12 protein-coding genes are annotated in these 13,917 nt (G+C 59.1%); 10 read left to right on the top strand and 2 right to left on the bottom strand.

Going from position 1 to position 13,917, the window contains the following annotated elements; all coding sequences use genetic code 11:
• Window positions 1-54: 54 nt before the first annotated feature.
• From rbfA to Q0X47_RS01565, 5 genes are all read left to right on the top strand, one after another.
• Entirely contained in the window at window positions 55-492 is a 438-nt protein-coding gene (rbfA, locus tag Q0X47_RS01585; RefSeq protein WP_004008140.1) for a 30S ribosome-binding factor RbfA, read from the top strand.
• Window positions 476-607, top strand: a complete 132-nt coding sequence (locus tag Q0X47_RS01580; RefSeq protein WP_013188610.1) for a hypothetical protein — start codon at window positions 476-478, stop codon at window positions 605-607. The genes rbfA and Q0X47_RS01580 overlap by 17 nt, the downstream gene beginning before the upstream one ends.
• A complete protein-coding gene (truB, locus tag Q0X47_RS01575; RefSeq protein WP_013188609.1) occupies window positions 600-1,664 on the top strand; it encodes a tRNA pseudouridine(55) synthase TruB in 1,065 nt (354 codons plus the stop codon). Before Q0X47_RS01580 ends, truB begins: the two co-directional genes overlap by 8 nt.
• Window positions 1,665-1,718: 54 nt before the next feature.
• A complete protein-coding gene (locus Q0X47_RS01570; protein ID WP_297722019.1) occupies window positions 1,719-3,638 on the top strand; it encodes a cell wall-binding repeat-containing protein in 1,920 nt (639 codons plus the stop codon).
• Between the two features lie 139 nt (window positions 3,639-3,777).
• On the top strand, window positions 3,778-5,208 hold the full coding sequence (locus tag Q0X47_RS01565) for a sodium:alanine symporter family protein (RefSeq protein ID WP_297722016.1): 1,431 nt from the start codon (window positions 3,778-3,780) through the stop codon (window positions 5,206-5,208).
• Between the two features lie 77 nt (window positions 5,209-5,285).
• On the opposite strand, the gene Q0X47_RS01560 is transcribed toward Q0X47_RS01565, so the two are convergent.
• Window positions 5,286-6,281 carry a bifunctional riboflavin kinase/FAD synthetase gene (locus Q0X47_RS01560; RefSeq protein WP_297722013.1) on the bottom strand — a complete coding sequence of 332 codons (996 nt, stop codon included), beginning with the start codon at window positions 6,279-6,281 and terminating at the stop codon, window positions 5,286-5,288.
• Between the two features lie 153 nt (window positions 6,282-6,434).
• Here Q0X47_RS01560 and Q0X47_RS01555 point away from each other — a divergent pair, with 153 nt between their 5' ends.
• The 5 genes from Q0X47_RS01555 to Q0X47_RS01535 all read left to right on the top strand — a co-directional run bounded on the left by Q0X47_RS01555 (window position 6,435) and on the right by Q0X47_RS01535 (window position 13,635).
• On the top strand, window positions 6,435-7,850 hold the full coding sequence (locus tag Q0X47_RS01555; RefSeq protein WP_297722010.1) for a cell wall-binding repeat-containing protein: 1,416 nt from the start codon (window positions 6,435-6,437) through the stop codon (window positions 7,848-7,850).
• 78 nt (window positions 7,851-7,928) lie between these two features.
• Window positions 7,929-8,984 (top strand): NAD(P)H-quinone oxidoreductase, encoded by a 1,056-nt coding sequence (locus Q0X47_RS01550; protein ID WP_297722007.1) that lies wholly within the window; start codon window positions 7,929-7,931, stop codon window positions 8,982-8,984.
• Window positions 8,985-9,350: 366 nt separating this feature from the next.
• Entirely contained in the window at window positions 9,351-9,620 is a 270-nt protein-coding gene (rpsO, locus tag Q0X47_RS01545) for a 30S ribosomal protein S15 (protein WP_297587615.1), read from the top strand.
• Window positions 9,621-9,827: 207 nt separating this feature from the next.
• Window positions 9,828-12,209, top strand: a complete 2,382-nt coding sequence (locus Q0X47_RS01540) for a polyribonucleotide nucleotidyltransferase (RefSeq protein WP_297722004.1) — start codon at window positions 9,828-9,830, stop codon at window positions 12,207-12,209.
• A gap of 76 nt (window positions 12,210-12,285) precedes the next feature.
• Window positions 12,286-13,635 carry a carboxylate--amine ligase gene (locus Q0X47_RS01535; RefSeq protein ID WP_297722001.1) on the top strand — a complete coding sequence of 450 codons (1,350 nt, stop codon included), beginning with the start codon at window positions 12,286-12,288 and terminating at the stop codon, window positions 13,633-13,635.
• A 12-nt stretch (window positions 13,636-13,647) separates the two neighbouring features.
• Here the strand turns inward: Q0X47_RS01535 and Q0X47_RS01530 are convergent, their stop codons facing one another.
• Window positions 13,648-13,905: an MFS transporter gene (locus Q0X47_RS01530; protein ID WP_297721998.1), complete on the bottom strand. Its 258-nt coding sequence runs from the start codon at window positions 13,903-13,905 to the stop codon at window positions 13,648-13,650.
• Between the last annotated feature and the right edge of the window lie 12 nt (window positions 13,906-13,917).

Below are 13,917 nucleotides of genomic sequence, written 5' to 3'. Positions count from 1 at the left end.
TACTGCCGGGGCTCGGCTGGGGCGCCGTGATAACACAGCAGATTGAGAGAAACAATGGACGATACTCGGCGCGAAAAAGTCGCCGCAAACATTTTGACCACGGTGGCCAGCATGTTGGCCGGCAAGATTAAAGATCCGCGATTAGGCTTCGTCACCATTACTTCGGTCGAGGTCACGGGGGATTTGCAGCACGCCAAAGTTTATTACACGGCTTATGGTAGCGACACGGAACGCACCGCTTCGGGGGCGGCTTTGGAATCTGCCAAAGGATTGATTCGCTCCCGCGTCGGCAAGAATTTGGGCACCCGCCTGACTCCTACCTTGGAATTTGTCTCCGATCCGGTGCCTCAGCAAGCCGCGGCTTTGGAATCAGCCCTCGCGGAGGCTCGCGCGGCAGACGCCGAGTTGGCAGCGCGCAAAGGCACCCAGTATGCCGGGGAAGCTAATCCTTATAAGACTCCTCGTGAAACTGAAGATGACCAGGACTCCTAACCTGGCGGGGCAGGGGACTGTCCGCGGGGAAACTTTCGTCGGGAGCGGCCCGGAGGACACCTTTGGTGGGGGACGGCTGGTTCACAAGGGTTCCGGGGCAGGTTACGATGTTTGACGCGCCAGACTTTTTGCCTGACTGCCCTGAGGATTTACCTCGGGGTGAAACTTGCCCGCCCGGACTGGTCATTGTGGATAAGCCACGGGGGTTGAGTTCTAACGCGGTAGCGTCACGGATTCGCCGGTTGGCAGGTCAAAAGAAAGTCGGTTACGCCGGCACCCTTGACCCGCTGGCCACGGGAATCCTGATCTGTGCCATCGGCAAAGCCACCCGCCTGCTGCAATACCTGACGGCTCATGACAAGGTCTATACCGCGCGGGTGCGATTCGGTATCTCTACAGATACCGATGACGCGCTGGGACAGGTTCTATCCCGTGCGGGAGCCGCCTTATCCACGGCGGAAATCACGGCAGCGCTGGAACCGTGGCGCGGAGCAGTCGACCAAATTCCAGCCAAGTTTTCTGCCATAAAAATTGGTGGAAAACGTGCCTATGACTTGGCACGTGCCGGAAAAAACGTGGAAATACAGCCCCGTCCGGTGACCATTCACCGGCTCGAGCTGCGCGGTGCACCAGTTCTCGAAACGGTGGCAGGAGACGACTCTAACCCTCCAGTGCAGGTCACCGATGCGGACATCGTAGTGGGCTGCTCGGCAGGAACCTACGTGCGTTCCCTGGCTCGAGATCTCGGCGCGGACCTGGGCGTGGGGGCGCATTTGACTGCATTGCGACGTATTTCGGTCGGGTCATACGGACTGGACCAAGCACACAGTCTATCCGAGTTCGAGACCGAAGTTCGCCGTTACGGAGTGCTGCGCCCCTTGGGTTTGGACGCCGCGATATTGGGAATCTTCCCCGAATTTCCGGGAGATGAAACTCAGGTGCGAGCGTTGTCTTTCGGACAAGCTCCAGCGCTGCGGGACTCGACCCATGCTGCCCCAAACATCCCCCTTGAGACAGCAAATTCGTGCCCCAATGCGTCCGACGGTGCGCTGGTGGCAGTAACCGAACCAGTAACTGAAACAAAAGCTGGGGATAAACGCGTCGTGGCGCTGGCGGAGCGAAATCGTGACAGGCTGAAACCAATCTGGGTGCTGAGACCTGCAAAATCTTGAGTTGTCGAGACATAAAATAGTTAAGAGCTGATTTTATTTTGGGAAAGTGAAGAAATGAAACAAAACGCGTCTCTCAAATCATGGTGGCCGATGGTTACACTCGGTTTGTTGGGATTTGTAGGTCTGCTCGCCGGACCCGCGGAAATGAGTCTCGCCAGTCCGGTTGTACCGGCGGATACTCCCGCAATTTCCAGCACGGCGGCGGCGACAGTTCCGGCTGCGGATGAAACCAGCGAGTTCCCCGAACTTCCTGATAACTTCACCTCCGCTCCCAGCGGTGAGCCTTCCGCTGCGCCCGATTCGTATCCCGGTTCGGAATTCGGCGATTTGATGATTGGGGGAGGCGCTGCCCCAAGTGCCGCGCAGGCCGGTTGGGTGGCTTTTATCAGTATCAGCAATTGGGATAACACCGGCTCACTCTGTACAGGAGTGCTCATTGATCCCTCCTGGGTTTTGACCGCGGGACATTGCGTGGTCAATAAGCCCCGATATATCAACATTAGTTTTGGGCCGACCCGGCAGTCGACCACTGCCGTGAACGATTACAAAGCCAACCCTCAGTATGATGCTGCGGTTATGCACCTGGAGAACCCGGTTTATTCCATCCCCCCCGTCACTTTAGCCTCCGGGCCAGCCAAAGTCGGCGATGTGGCGGTGGAGTATGGCTGGGGCGGCACTTCCAATGCCCTCCTGTCTACGTCACAACGAATTGTCGCGACCTGTTTCACAGTGGTTCGAGGCGATAAACAGGGTGAATTTGCGGCGAACTGCAACGTGCCTAGCGCCCCCGGTCAGTTCAGCTACAAGACCTCGTGGCCGGGAGTGAAAACGGAACATGGGGACTCCGGCGGACCCCTGGTGGTGGGGAACCAGGTCATAGGCACTTTGATTGGGGGTAACGATCAGGGGGCTTACTTTGGTTCCGTGATTCCCCTAGCTTCGTGGCTGAAAGACATCACCGGGGTGACCCTGGGTTCGCCGTCTCCTAACGCGGCTGAATATCCTTATGAATCTCGATTGAACCGGATTGGCGGAGCCGACCGTGTCTCTACAGCCTTGGCGTTGCACGCGGCCAGCGGGACCAGCGGGGACGCGATTGCGCTGACCACCGGGCGGCTCGCTCCGGATGCTCTGAGTTCGGCAGCTTTGGTGGGGGCACGAGGCGCAACGGTGCTGCTCACGGTGTCCAACCCGGTGGAACCGGCGGTGATTTCCGCCATCAAGGCCTCGCAGCGCAAGACCCTCTATGTAGTTGGCGGGGGAGTAAAACTCTCGGCTGCCCAACGCACGGAACTGCAGCAAGCCGGAATCTCCATCACCGACCTAGGGGGTCAAGACCGTTTCGATACCGCCAGCCGGGTCGCGGCCTGGGCGGCCCAGGAAAACGCTTCGGTCGTTGCCAACACAAAGATCCTTGACGTCTTCCTGGTCGACGCCGTTAGCGACCCCAACATTCCCGACGCCATCGCCGCCGGTCCCTCGGTGGCAAACACCCACGGTGTCATCCTCTTCACGCGCTCCAACAGTATCCCCCCAACCACCCGTCAAGCGATTACTAACCTAGCGAATATGGCGGCACAGCAGGGGGGCAAGCTGCGCATCTGGGGCGTAGGCGGTGGGGCTGCCGCAGCTGCTACCGCTAACTCTGCCTGGGGTGCTGCCGCTAGCGAGGTAAAGACCATCGTGGGTAAAGATCGTTTCCAGACCTCCACCAAGTTGGCCCAAAACTTCTTCCCTAACACCTCGGGGTACCTGATTGCTTCGGGTACCGTGTTTGCGGACGGCTTGGCCGGCTCCGGCTACGCGCACGCGAATAACCAAGCCATTTTGCTTAGCCGCCCCGCCGCCCTGGACGTGAGCCTGCAAAGTTTCGTGCAGGCTCACTCGCAGGCCTCCTACACCATCGCCGGTGGCTCCGGGGCGGTGTCACGAGGCGTAGCAAACCAGATTGGCGCCCTGCTGACGGCGCGGTAACCGGCCGAAAGCACCGCCCCCATCCACCGGCCTTGTCGCCTGTCTCGAATAGTGGACAACAGTGCCGAATTATGGATAACCGGGCTCACTCGCTAAACTTGCCACAAGTTTGTATCCGAAAATACTGAGGCAATACACTATGGACAAGTTTTTTGAGGTTCTCAAAACCATCGACTCTTTCGTCTGGGGGCCGTTTTTCCTGATTCCCCTGCTGCTGGGAACCGGATTGTGGCTGACCATTCGGCTGTCGGGAATCCAGTTCCGCAAACTCGGTCCCGCCATGCACCTCGCCCTGCTGAAACGCGACGAGGGCACCGGGGAAAGCCCCGAGGGGAAACAACCGCTCGACGACACTATTGAGGGCGACATTTCCCACTACCAAGCGTTGACTACCGCCCTAGCCGCAACCGTCGGGGTTGGCAACATCGCCGGCGTCGCCACCGCTATCCACATTGGCGGACCCGGAGCGGTGTTCTGGATGTGGGTTACCGGTTTAGTTGGCATGGCTTCTAAGTATTCCGAGGCTTTCCTGGCAGTGCGTTTCCGCACCAAAGACACTAAAGGTGAGATGAGCGGCGGTCCGCAGTACTACCTGGAACACGTCACGAAAGTGAAGTGGCTGGGTCGGACTCTGGCTATTGCCTTTGCGATTTTCGCGATTATTGCCTCGTTCGGTATCGGTAACTTGACCCAAGCGAACTCGGTTGCGACCCAGCTAGAGGCCTCTTTCGGGGTGAACCCGTGGATGACCGGCCTGTTCATGGCGGCTCTGACCGGTATCGTCCTGCTGGGCGGAGTGAAATCCATCGGCCGGGTGACCTCGGCTTTTGTCCCCATCATGATTATTCTCTACGTGGGAGCCTCGCTGATTGTGCTGGGTCTGTACGCCACGAAAATCCCCGGCGCCTTGGCGCTGATTGTTCACGATGCCTTTACGGGCAGCGCCGCGACGGGCGGTTTCGTGGGCTCCACGTTCATGGTGGCGCTCCAGTACGGGGTGGCGCGCGGGATTTTCTCTAACGAGTCCGGGATGGGCTCGGCCGCGATTGCTGCGGCCGCGGCCCGCACTCGCGAACCGGTCCGGCAAGGGCTCGTCTCCATGACCCAAACCTTCATCGACACCATCATCGTGGTGTCCATGACGGCGCTGGTCATCGTCGTTACGGGAGCTTGGCAAGCGACCGACGCCAGCGGTGAGACGCTGGATGGTTCACCTCTCACCGCCCAAGCTTTCAACATCGGTTTCCCCGGCGGCCAGGGCCACTTTGTGGTGGCAGTGTCCCTGGTGTTCTTTGCGTTTTCCACCGTGCTGGGCTGGGCCTACTACGGGGAACGCTGCGTGCAGCGTTTGTTCGGCCTCCAAGCCGTCGTCGTCTATCGTTTGTTGTTTGCCATAGTTGTTTTCGTGGGCTGCATCACGGAGCTAAAAGTGGCCTGGACCTTGGCTGATGTCACGAACGGGTTGATGGCTCTGCCGAACCTGATTGGGCTAATCCTGGCTTCGGGTTTGATTGCCCGCGAAACCCGGGCCTACCTGAAACGCGACCCGAAACTGCAAGAATCGGCTTAAACTCGGTCTGCCCTGACTTCGGCAAAAGGCGCTCCCGGGTCCCGTTTGCCAAAAGACGCTGAGCCCACCGCGCGACCTCAGACTGTGACCGCGCCGGGGTCGATACGTTGGGATTTCGGAACCCCCAGAACCACGGCCGTCTCCAGCAGGTCGCGATCCATGCGCTCCAACAGTGCGTCCAAAGAATCAAAAGCCAGGTTGTCGCGAATCCGATGCACGAACTCGACCACGACTTCTTCCCCGTACAAATCCAAATCCGCGCGCCCTAAAACGTGAGCTTCCACGGTGCGCCCCACGTCGCCAAAATGCGGGGAAGTTCCCACCGAAATGGCGGCGGGCACCACCTCTAGTGAAGTCGGACTCTTAGAGTGGGGCGGGTAAGGCATCCGCAGCCAACCGGCGTAAACACCATCGGCGGGAATCGCCTCCACAAACTCCGCGTCCAGGTTAGCGGTGGGAAATCCCAGTTTGCGCCCCCGCCGCTTGCCGTGAATGACCGTGCCGCGCACCGAATGGGCGCGACCCAACACATAAGCTGCCTGGTCAACCCGACCTTGAGCCAGCAGCTCACGCACCCAAGACGAGGACCAGCGGCGCCCAAAAATCGGATCGACGATGTTAGACACCGTCACGACGGTAAAACCGTACTGTTCCCCCAGTTCCCGTAAAGTATGGGCATCTCCGCTGTTCTTGGATCCGAAATGCATATCTTCCCCGATGACGACCACCAGGGGATGCAGGGGGGTGACCAGGTAGTTATTGACAAACTCGGCGGGGGACTGGGCGGCAAAATCGAGGTCATACTGTTGGACCCAGGTTGCGTCCACCCCCAGCTGTTCAATGCGGGTCAGGCGGTCTGGCAGGGAACAAATCAACTTATTCTTGGGGTCGGGGTGGTGAACTTGGCGAGGCAGCGGGTCGAACGTCAACACGGCAGAGGCCACCTCGTGCTCGTGAGCCAGCGCCACGACTTTCTCGATGATTCGCTTGTGTCCGGTGTGAACACCGTCAAAAGTACCTATGGTCACGACACTCGGCCCGAAACTTGACGGTTTGTCACGAAAAATTTGCACCCCTCAACCTTAGCATGACGCTATCCGCTCCGATTTCGCCCCTGTTCCGGCGCGGGGAAGGGGCGGGACTTTCACCCTTTTGGGTGTTCAGTTATCAAAAGTGCCTCAATAGGCTGAGTGGGTCACGACTGTTGCAACGGAAAGGTTACAGATATGCAGGCATGGGTAAAGCGCGGAGCCATTTCCGGCGCCGTGGGAGCCTTGACTTTAGCGATGATGACCCTGGTCACCGTCAGCGAATCTCAGGCAGAGGGGTTGAACTATGAACGTCTGGCGGGGCCCAGCGGGGTGGAAACCTCCCTGGCGGTAGCCAAGCACACTTGGGGGACAAACTGGCCGGTGGTCTACGTGGCCGCGAATCGTAACCCGGTGGACGCCCTGCCGGCGGCGACTATCGGGGACGGGCCGGTGGTGCTCACCGATGGCAAGCAGCTGAACCTTGGTGGGGTCAAACCCGGCCATATCGTGATTTTGGGCGGATCGGGCGCGGTTCCTGACAGCATTGCCCAGCAAGCCCGGCAAACCTGCGGCGCAGAAAACGTGGAACGCCTGGCTGGCCCGGACCGCAACGCGACTGCCCGGGCTATTGCGGACCGCTGGATAAGGGTAAACGGCGCCACCAACCGGATGTATCTGACGAGAAATGCCGGGTCCGGTTCCCCCGACGCGGTAGCCGGTTCGGTGCTGCGTGACGGTCCCATCATCACCTATACGAACGAGGCCAGCATCAGCGCCGCACAGCAGTTCGTGGCGATGCGGATGCCGGCGGACCAGCCGGCTGGCGCACAACTGGTGGCTTTGGGCGGATCTGGCGCGGTTCCCGACGCGGTACTCCAAACAGTCGCGAACGGTGCGGCAACCCAACGTTTTGCGGGAACAAATCGTTATCTCACTGCCCTAGAAATCGCCAAGTTTGCCGCCACTGATCCGGCCCGAAAGGTCGCCTACGTGGCGTCGGGAACCGCCCTGAAAGACGCGATGGTGGCGGGGGCATCCAAGGACGGTTTTATCCTGCTGACACCCCCCGGTGGTGGAGGTACTTTCCAGCAAATCGTGTCTATGAGCGCTAACAAGATTGTATTTATCGGAGGAGAAGGCGTGTTGCCCCAAAGCACTGTAGCCATGGCAGCCGGCGTTGGTTTAGGTGCGGATGGTCCCGGTAATCCGCATTACATCACCAATAACGTGGGTTTTCAGCTTGAAGGCCTCATTCGGGTACTAAGTGCAAAGGAACTTATCCAGATGGAGAACCTCAAGAATGTATCGGAGTTGTCCGAAGTGTTCGCTGGCTCCGAATACGCTGTGCTCATTTTGGATGAACCGGCGGTATTCGACATTTCCTATGCTTCGGATATTGGGCCAGGCAACCCCACTAATCCGCGCGAGGCTGACATAGTCTTGCTCGCGGACAACTATTCCGAGGCTACCCTGGAGTCGTGGCGTGGATACAATGGTGTGCGGGCGTCTGTTACCTTTAAGCCTTACAGTCTTTTCTGGCCCACCGACGTGAGGCTTCCCATCAATGGCGCGCATTCTGAAGGAGCCTATATCGACCACGGCAAAGGATAGCGCTCGCGGGGCTGCTTCGCTGATTTCATTGACCCCCTTGCTTTAGACTTGGAAAAGACTTAAAGCAAGGGGGTTTTCATGTGGAGCGTACAGGGCGTTGACGGTGTGCCGGTCCTGGTCGAGGCGGACCGTCCCCAGGTCGGTGCCGGACAGATTCTCATTGAAGTGGCGGCCGCGGGAGTGAACCGAGCGGACTTGCTGCAGGTGGCAGGCCATTATCCGCCGCCTGCCGGGGCGCCGCCTACGCTCGGGTTGGAGGCCGCCGGCACCGTCGTGGAGGTGGGGTCGGGTGTTGACTCGGCTTGGCTGGGACGTGCGGTGGTGGCCTTGGTGGAAGGTGGTGCCCAGGCGGAATACTGCGTGGCTAATCCTGACCTGTGCCTGCCGGTGCCGGTGGTGGGACGCTTGGACGGCTATGTGGCCGGGGCGGCGCTGCTGGAGGCAGCGGTGACCTCCTGGCATAACCTGGTCAATTTGGAACCACGGATAACCTGGATGGATGGGCCGCGCGACGGCTTCCTGGCAGGCCGCGACCCATACGGGGAAAGCTGGCGCTACCCAGTTGGCTTCAGCGTGCTGATTCAAGGCGGAAGCGGTGGGGTCGGGACCGTTGCGGTGCAACTGGCCAAGGCGCTGGGTGCCAACGTGGCGGCTACCGCCGGGGACGAAGCCCGTCGCCAAAAAGTGACCCTGCTGGGAGCTGACGGCGTGGCGGACTACCGTGACGAAGAATCGCTGAAAAAAGCGTTCGAGGACGTGACTGACTGTTTAGGGTTTGACCTGATTTTGGATGTCAGTGGGGCCGGAGGGCTGGGATCGAATCTCAATCTTTTAAAGACCGGGGGACGTTTAAGCATTATCGGACTGCAAAAGGGAGCACGCGGGGAAATCGATTTGGCATATTTTTTGCAAAAACAGGCGACTTTGCAAGGTTCCACCATTCGCACGTTGGATACGGACACCAAGGTTGACCTGGTTCAAGCAGTTGGTGAATACGTTTGGCCCGCTGTCGAATCCGGCCAAATCCGCCCGGTTATTGCCGAAACGTACCCTTTCGCCAAAGTCGCTCAAGCTCACGAAGTCCTTGGAGCCAAAACCAACCGTCCGTTCGGCAAATTGATTCTTGCCAAATAATCAGCCCTAAAGCCAAACAGCCTGCCCAGCTAAAAATTCAAGTTTTCCCAAAAACCCGCCCTGCAAATGCAACGTTTCCCGCAAGGCGGCGCGGCTGAGCGAAAGTGGGGGTACTCAGGCGGGGGACTAGGGGGTATGTTTTCGTTGCTTTGCAACGAAAACGAGGGGGACCCGTGCCCCTCCCTAGGTCCCCCGCGAGCCCCCCCACGAGCGATACCGCGCCGACCCGCGCTATTGAAAAACAAAGAAAATTCGCTTGAATGCGGGGTGTTTGCTAAACTTGTACAGCCGTCATGTCGGCCGCGCTGCCGATGCCCCAGGAAAAGCCTGGGCGCTGCGCGCAACGAGTTAATCTAAGGAGAACCTGTGGCACTGACCAAGGAAGAAAAGCAAGCAATCATCAACGAATACGCGACTCATCCCGGGGACACTGGTTCCCCCGAAGTGCAAATCGCCCTGTTGTCCAAGCGGATTAAGGACCTGACCGAGCACTTTAAGACTCACGAACATGACCATCATTCCCGTCGTGGTTTGATGCTGCTGGTCGGCCAGCGCAAGCGTCTGCTGGGCTACTTGCAGGACGTCGACATCGAACGCTACCGCAGCCTCAAAGAGCGCCTCGGTTTGCGTAAATAGTAACTAAGCTGGCCGGTCACCGGTCAGCTTTCTTTTCATGCCGGTATTGTCCGGCTGATATATGTAGGAATCCAGCGTTAATCGGTCCTCGGTAGTGGCCTCCTGGACTGCCGCAAGTGTCCCGGTTCGTCCGGTGAGGTTTGCGGAGAGCCAGCCCAGTGGGCCTCGATCGATGACCGCCGCGCTGAACAAAGAGAGGGGGATCCCTTGGAGGGACCCGAAATCACGGCGGCGGAAGCCGTCATCGACAATGGTAAATTTGGCAAGCGCGTCCTGCGCTTTGAAACGGGCCTTTTGGCTCAGCAGGCTGCCGGTTCGGCAATGGTCACCCTGGACGGGGAAACCGTTGTGTTCGCAGCCACCACGGTTGGTAAGCAACCGAAAGATCAATTCGACTTTTTCCCCTTGACCGTAGACGTTGAGGAAAAGCAATACGCCGCGGGACGTATTCCCGGATCGTTCTTCCGTCGTGAAGGCCGCCCCGGTACCGAGGCTATCCTGGCGGCCCGCCTGATTGACCGCCCGCTGCGTCCGGCTTTCGTAAAGGGGCTGCGCAACGAGGTCCAGGTCGTTGACACCGTCCTGTCAATCCACCCCGACCACGCTTATGACGTAGTGGCTATCAACGCCTCCTCGATGGCGACCCAGTTGGCTGGGTTGCCGTTCTCTGGACCCATCGGCGGCACCCGCCTGGCCTTGATTGAAGGGCAGTGGGTGGCGTTCCCGACCTACCCCGAGATGGAACAATCCACGTTCAACATGGTCATCGCCGGTCGTGTCGTCAACGAGGGCACCCCCGAAGAAGACGTGGCCATCATGATGGTGGAAGCCGGCGGCGGCGAATACGCCTGGGACCTGATTCAAGAGGGCAAACAGGCTCCGACCGAGGACTTTGTGGCCAGCGCGCTGGACGCGGCCAAGCCTTTCATTAAGGAACTGTGCCGCGCCCAATCCGAAGTGGCTGCCAAGGCCGCCAAGGAAACCCAGGAATATCCGCTGTTCCCCGACTACGAGGACAACCACTTTGAGGCGATGAAAGCCGAGGTAGAAACCGATTTGACCGCGGCTATCCAGATTGCCGACAAGCTGACTCGAGAGAATCGCGAGACCGAAATCCGCGATGCCGCCATCGAGAAGCTCGCGGTGGAAGGCGGCGAGTTCGAGGAACAGGAAAAGGAACTTAAGGCTGCCTTTAAGGCTTTGGAAAAGAAGTTGGTGCGCGCCCGGGTACTGCACGAAGGCAAACGTATCGACGGCCGTGGGCTGAAAGATATTCGCTCCCTGTCTGCTGAGGTCGAGGTGCTGCCTCGGGTTCACGGCTCGGCTCTGTTCCAGCGCGGGGAAACCCAGGTTCTGGGGGTGACCACGCTCAATATGTTGCGCATGGAACAGCAGTTGGACAATCTGTCCCCGCTGACGCACAAACGCTATATGCACCAGTACAACTTCCCGCCCTACTGCACCGGTGAGACCGGTCGGGTCGGTTCCCCCAAGCGCCGCGAGATTGGTCACGGCCACCTGGCAGAGATGGCACTGGAGCCGGTCATTCCGGCTCGCGAGGAGTTCCCCTACGCGATTCGCCAGGTCAGCGAGATTATGGGCTCGAACGGCTCGTCCTCGATGGGTTCGGTTTGCGCCTCCACGCTGTCCCTGTTGAACGCTGGTGTGCCGCTGCGCGCCCCGATTGCCGGCATCGCGATGGGCCTGATGAGTGAACCGGGCGAAAACGGCACCCAGTTCGCGACCCTGACCGACATCTTGGGCGCAGAAGACGCTTTTGGTGACATGGACTTCAAGGTAGCCGGCACTAAGGACTTTATTACTGCCCTGCAGCTGGACACGAAACTTGATGGCATTCCTGCCGACGTCTTAAAGGGTGCCCTGGGCCAAGCCCGCGACGCTCGCCTAAAGATTCTAGACGTGATGCACGCCGCTATTGACGGGCCTGATGAACTGGCCCCGACCGCGCCGCGTATCCTCACCGTGAATATCCCGGTGGACAAGATTGGTGAGGTCATCGGTCCGAAAGGAAAGATGATTAACCAGATTCAAGAGGACACCGGCGCTGAGCTGACCATTGAGGACGACGGCACCGTCTACATCGGGGCGGATAACGGTCCGGCCGCCGAGGCCGCTCGTGACGCCGTGAACGCGATTGCGAACCCCCAGATGCCCGAGGTTGGCGAACGTTTCGTTGGTACCGTGGTGAAAACGACCACGTTCGGGGCGTTCATTTCCTTGACCCCCGGCAAGGACGGTTTGCTCCACATCTCCCAGATTCGTCGCCTGGTCGGCGGCAAACGTGTGGAAAACGTCGAGGACGTGCTCCAGGTCGGCCAGCAGGTTCAGGTCGAGGTTGCCGAAATCGACCAGCGCGGCAAGCTCTCCCTGCACGCCGTGGTAGACGATGAGGACGGCGAAGTCGCAGCGGATTCGGAATCTGAACAGAACGAAACTTCTGAGAGCCACGATCCGCGTGACCGTGAACGCCGTGATCCGCGTGACAGCAGCGAACCGCGCCGTCCGCGGGAGCGGGCTCGCCGGCGGACGCATCGTTCTCGCGGCGAGGATGATCGCGATTTCTCATAGAGTAACGCTATCGAAAACTACGGTGGCTCGGCGGGGGATATTCCCTCGCCGGGTCACCTATTAGAGGAGAGTATCAATGAACACAGCTGAAAAGTCCGGTGCACCGTTTTTGCCAATTATCCTGTCCGGCAACATTGGAACGTATGCGTTTGCGCGGTCATTTTATGAGCAATGGCATGTGAAATCTCTGATAATTACCCCTCTGGTGCTGGGGCCGATTCGCCACTCTCGTCTGCTTGACGCGATAGAGATAGACGAAAGCAGCGTCGACCCAAACCTCAGTGCTTTCATCGAAAAACTCATAGAGATGGGTCCCGAACTGGCGGCGCGTTACCCGGACACCCCGCTGGTGTTGGTGGCGAACCAAGATACCCACGTTGTCAATATCCAACAAAACGCTTCTCGGCTGGCTCCTTACTATCGCTTTGCTTTCCCCAGCGTGGACGTCATCGAACTGACCAATGACAAGGCGCATTTCGCCCAGGCTGCCGAAAAGTACGGGTTGCGGGTTCCCACTACTCTGGAGCTCAATCTCGATGCTGGAACGACCGCCCTGATGGACGCCATCACCGAAACCCTGGGGGACAAATATCCGCTGATTATCAAGCCGAGCCAGTCCTACGGTTACGAGCGGCTGCGCTGGCCGGGCAAAGCCAAGGTTTATACAGTTGATAGTCCGCGCCGGGCTCGAGCGATTCTGGAGGAGCTGGAAACGCACACTGCCGGAAACCCGGATGCGCGCCGGTTCGTGGCCCAGCCGCGGGTGTCCGGAAACGACACGCACAGCTTGTCCATAACGGTGTATGTGGACGCGGACAAACGGGTTAGTTTCCTGGGGTCGGCTCACGTGCTGCTGGAAGACCACGTTCCGACCGCCCTGGGCATTCCGGCCGCGATGATTACGGAAAGCTACCCTGAACTGTATCGTCAGGCCAGCGATTTCCTGACCGGCATCGGCTGGCATGGCTTCGCAAACTTTGATGTCAAGGTCGACAGTGCCACCGGTCAGGCTTACTTCTTTGAGGTCAACCCCCGTATCGGCAGGAACCTGTATTACAACACCGCTGCCGGAAATAACCCGCTGCCCGCTTTGATTAACGACATCATCTATAACCGACCTACTGAGCCGAAGTCTCACTTCGACACGGTTCTCTATACGGTGCTGCCGTTACGTCTGATTTTGAAGTACACGACCGGTCAGGTGCGCCGTCAAGTCCAGTCGCTGCACCGGTCGGGCAAAGTCTTTAATCCTTTGCTCGCTCCGGCGGAAAGACAGTTTTCCCTGCGATACCTGCGGCGTCGTCTCTATGTGTGGCTTTCCACCCAGCGGCATTGGTTCAAGTTCAAACAGAACTATCCGCTGGAGGCGCTGCAGGCCGAAGGCCGCGACTCTTTCGATACCGCTCAGCTACGCGCGCAGCGTTAGTCTCCGTGCGCTCTAGCGGCGTGATTCCGCCAGGGCGCTAACCAGCAGGGCGATCCCGGAGGTCCCGAATACCAGCAGGACCAGCGTCCACAGCGACACGACGACGCCCAGGGCGGCGCCGAAAACTACCAAACCAATCAGGATAAACACCACGCTGAAGGCGATGGCGGCCAGGCTGCGATGCTCACGGCGGGGTTCCAAGGGTGGTTCCGGTGTTTTCTCTGGCTCCAAGTTGGGGGAGAGGGAGATGGTTTCTGTTGTGTTTTCCATAGTTGTCACCTG

The sequence above is a fragment of the uncultured Mobiluncus sp. genome (assembly GCF_947254095.1).
In the GTDB taxonomy this organism is placed as follows: domain Bacteria; phylum Actinomycetota; class Actinomycetes; order Actinomycetales; family Actinomycetaceae; genus Mobiluncus.
This window is presented reverse-complemented; position numbering and strand designations above follow the sequence as displayed.

Excerpts from the sequence above, each read along its gene's own strand:
- rbfA (WP_004008140.1), top strand. The coding sequence starts at position 55 with ATGGACGATACTCGGCGCGAAAAAGTCGCCGCAAACATTTTGACCACG.
- Q0X47_RS01580 (WP_013188610.1), top strand. The coding sequence starts at position 476 with ATGACCAGGACTCCTAACCTGGCGGGGCAGGGGACTGTCCGCGGGGAA.
- truB (WP_013188609.1), top strand. The coding sequence starts at position 600 with ATGTTTGACGCGCCAGACTTTTTGCCTGACTGCCCTGAGGATTTACCT.
- Q0X47_RS01570 (WP_297722019.1), top strand. The coding sequence starts at position 1,719 with ATGAAACAAAACGCGTCTCTCAAATCATGGTGGCCGATGGTTACACTC.
- Q0X47_RS01565 (WP_297722016.1), top strand. The coding sequence starts at position 3,778 with ATGGACAAGTTTTTTGAGGTTCTCAAAACCATCGACTCTTTCGTCTGG.
- Q0X47_RS01555 (WP_297722010.1), top strand. The coding sequence starts at position 6,435 with ATGCAGGCATGGGTAAAGCGCGGAGCCATTTCCGGCGCCGTGGGAGCC.
- Q0X47_RS01550 (WP_297722007.1), top strand. The coding sequence starts at position 7,929 with ATGTGGAGCGTACAGGGCGTTGACGGTGTGCCGGTCCTGGTCGAGGCG.
- Q0X47_RS01535 (WP_297722001.1), top strand. The coding sequence starts at position 12,286 with ATGAACACAGCTGAAAAGTCCGGTGCACCGTTTTTGCCAATTATCCTG.
- Q0X47_RS01530 (WP_297721998.1), bottom strand. The coding sequence starts at position 13,905 with ATGGAAAACACAACAGAAACCATCTCCCTCTCCCCCAACTTGGAGCCA.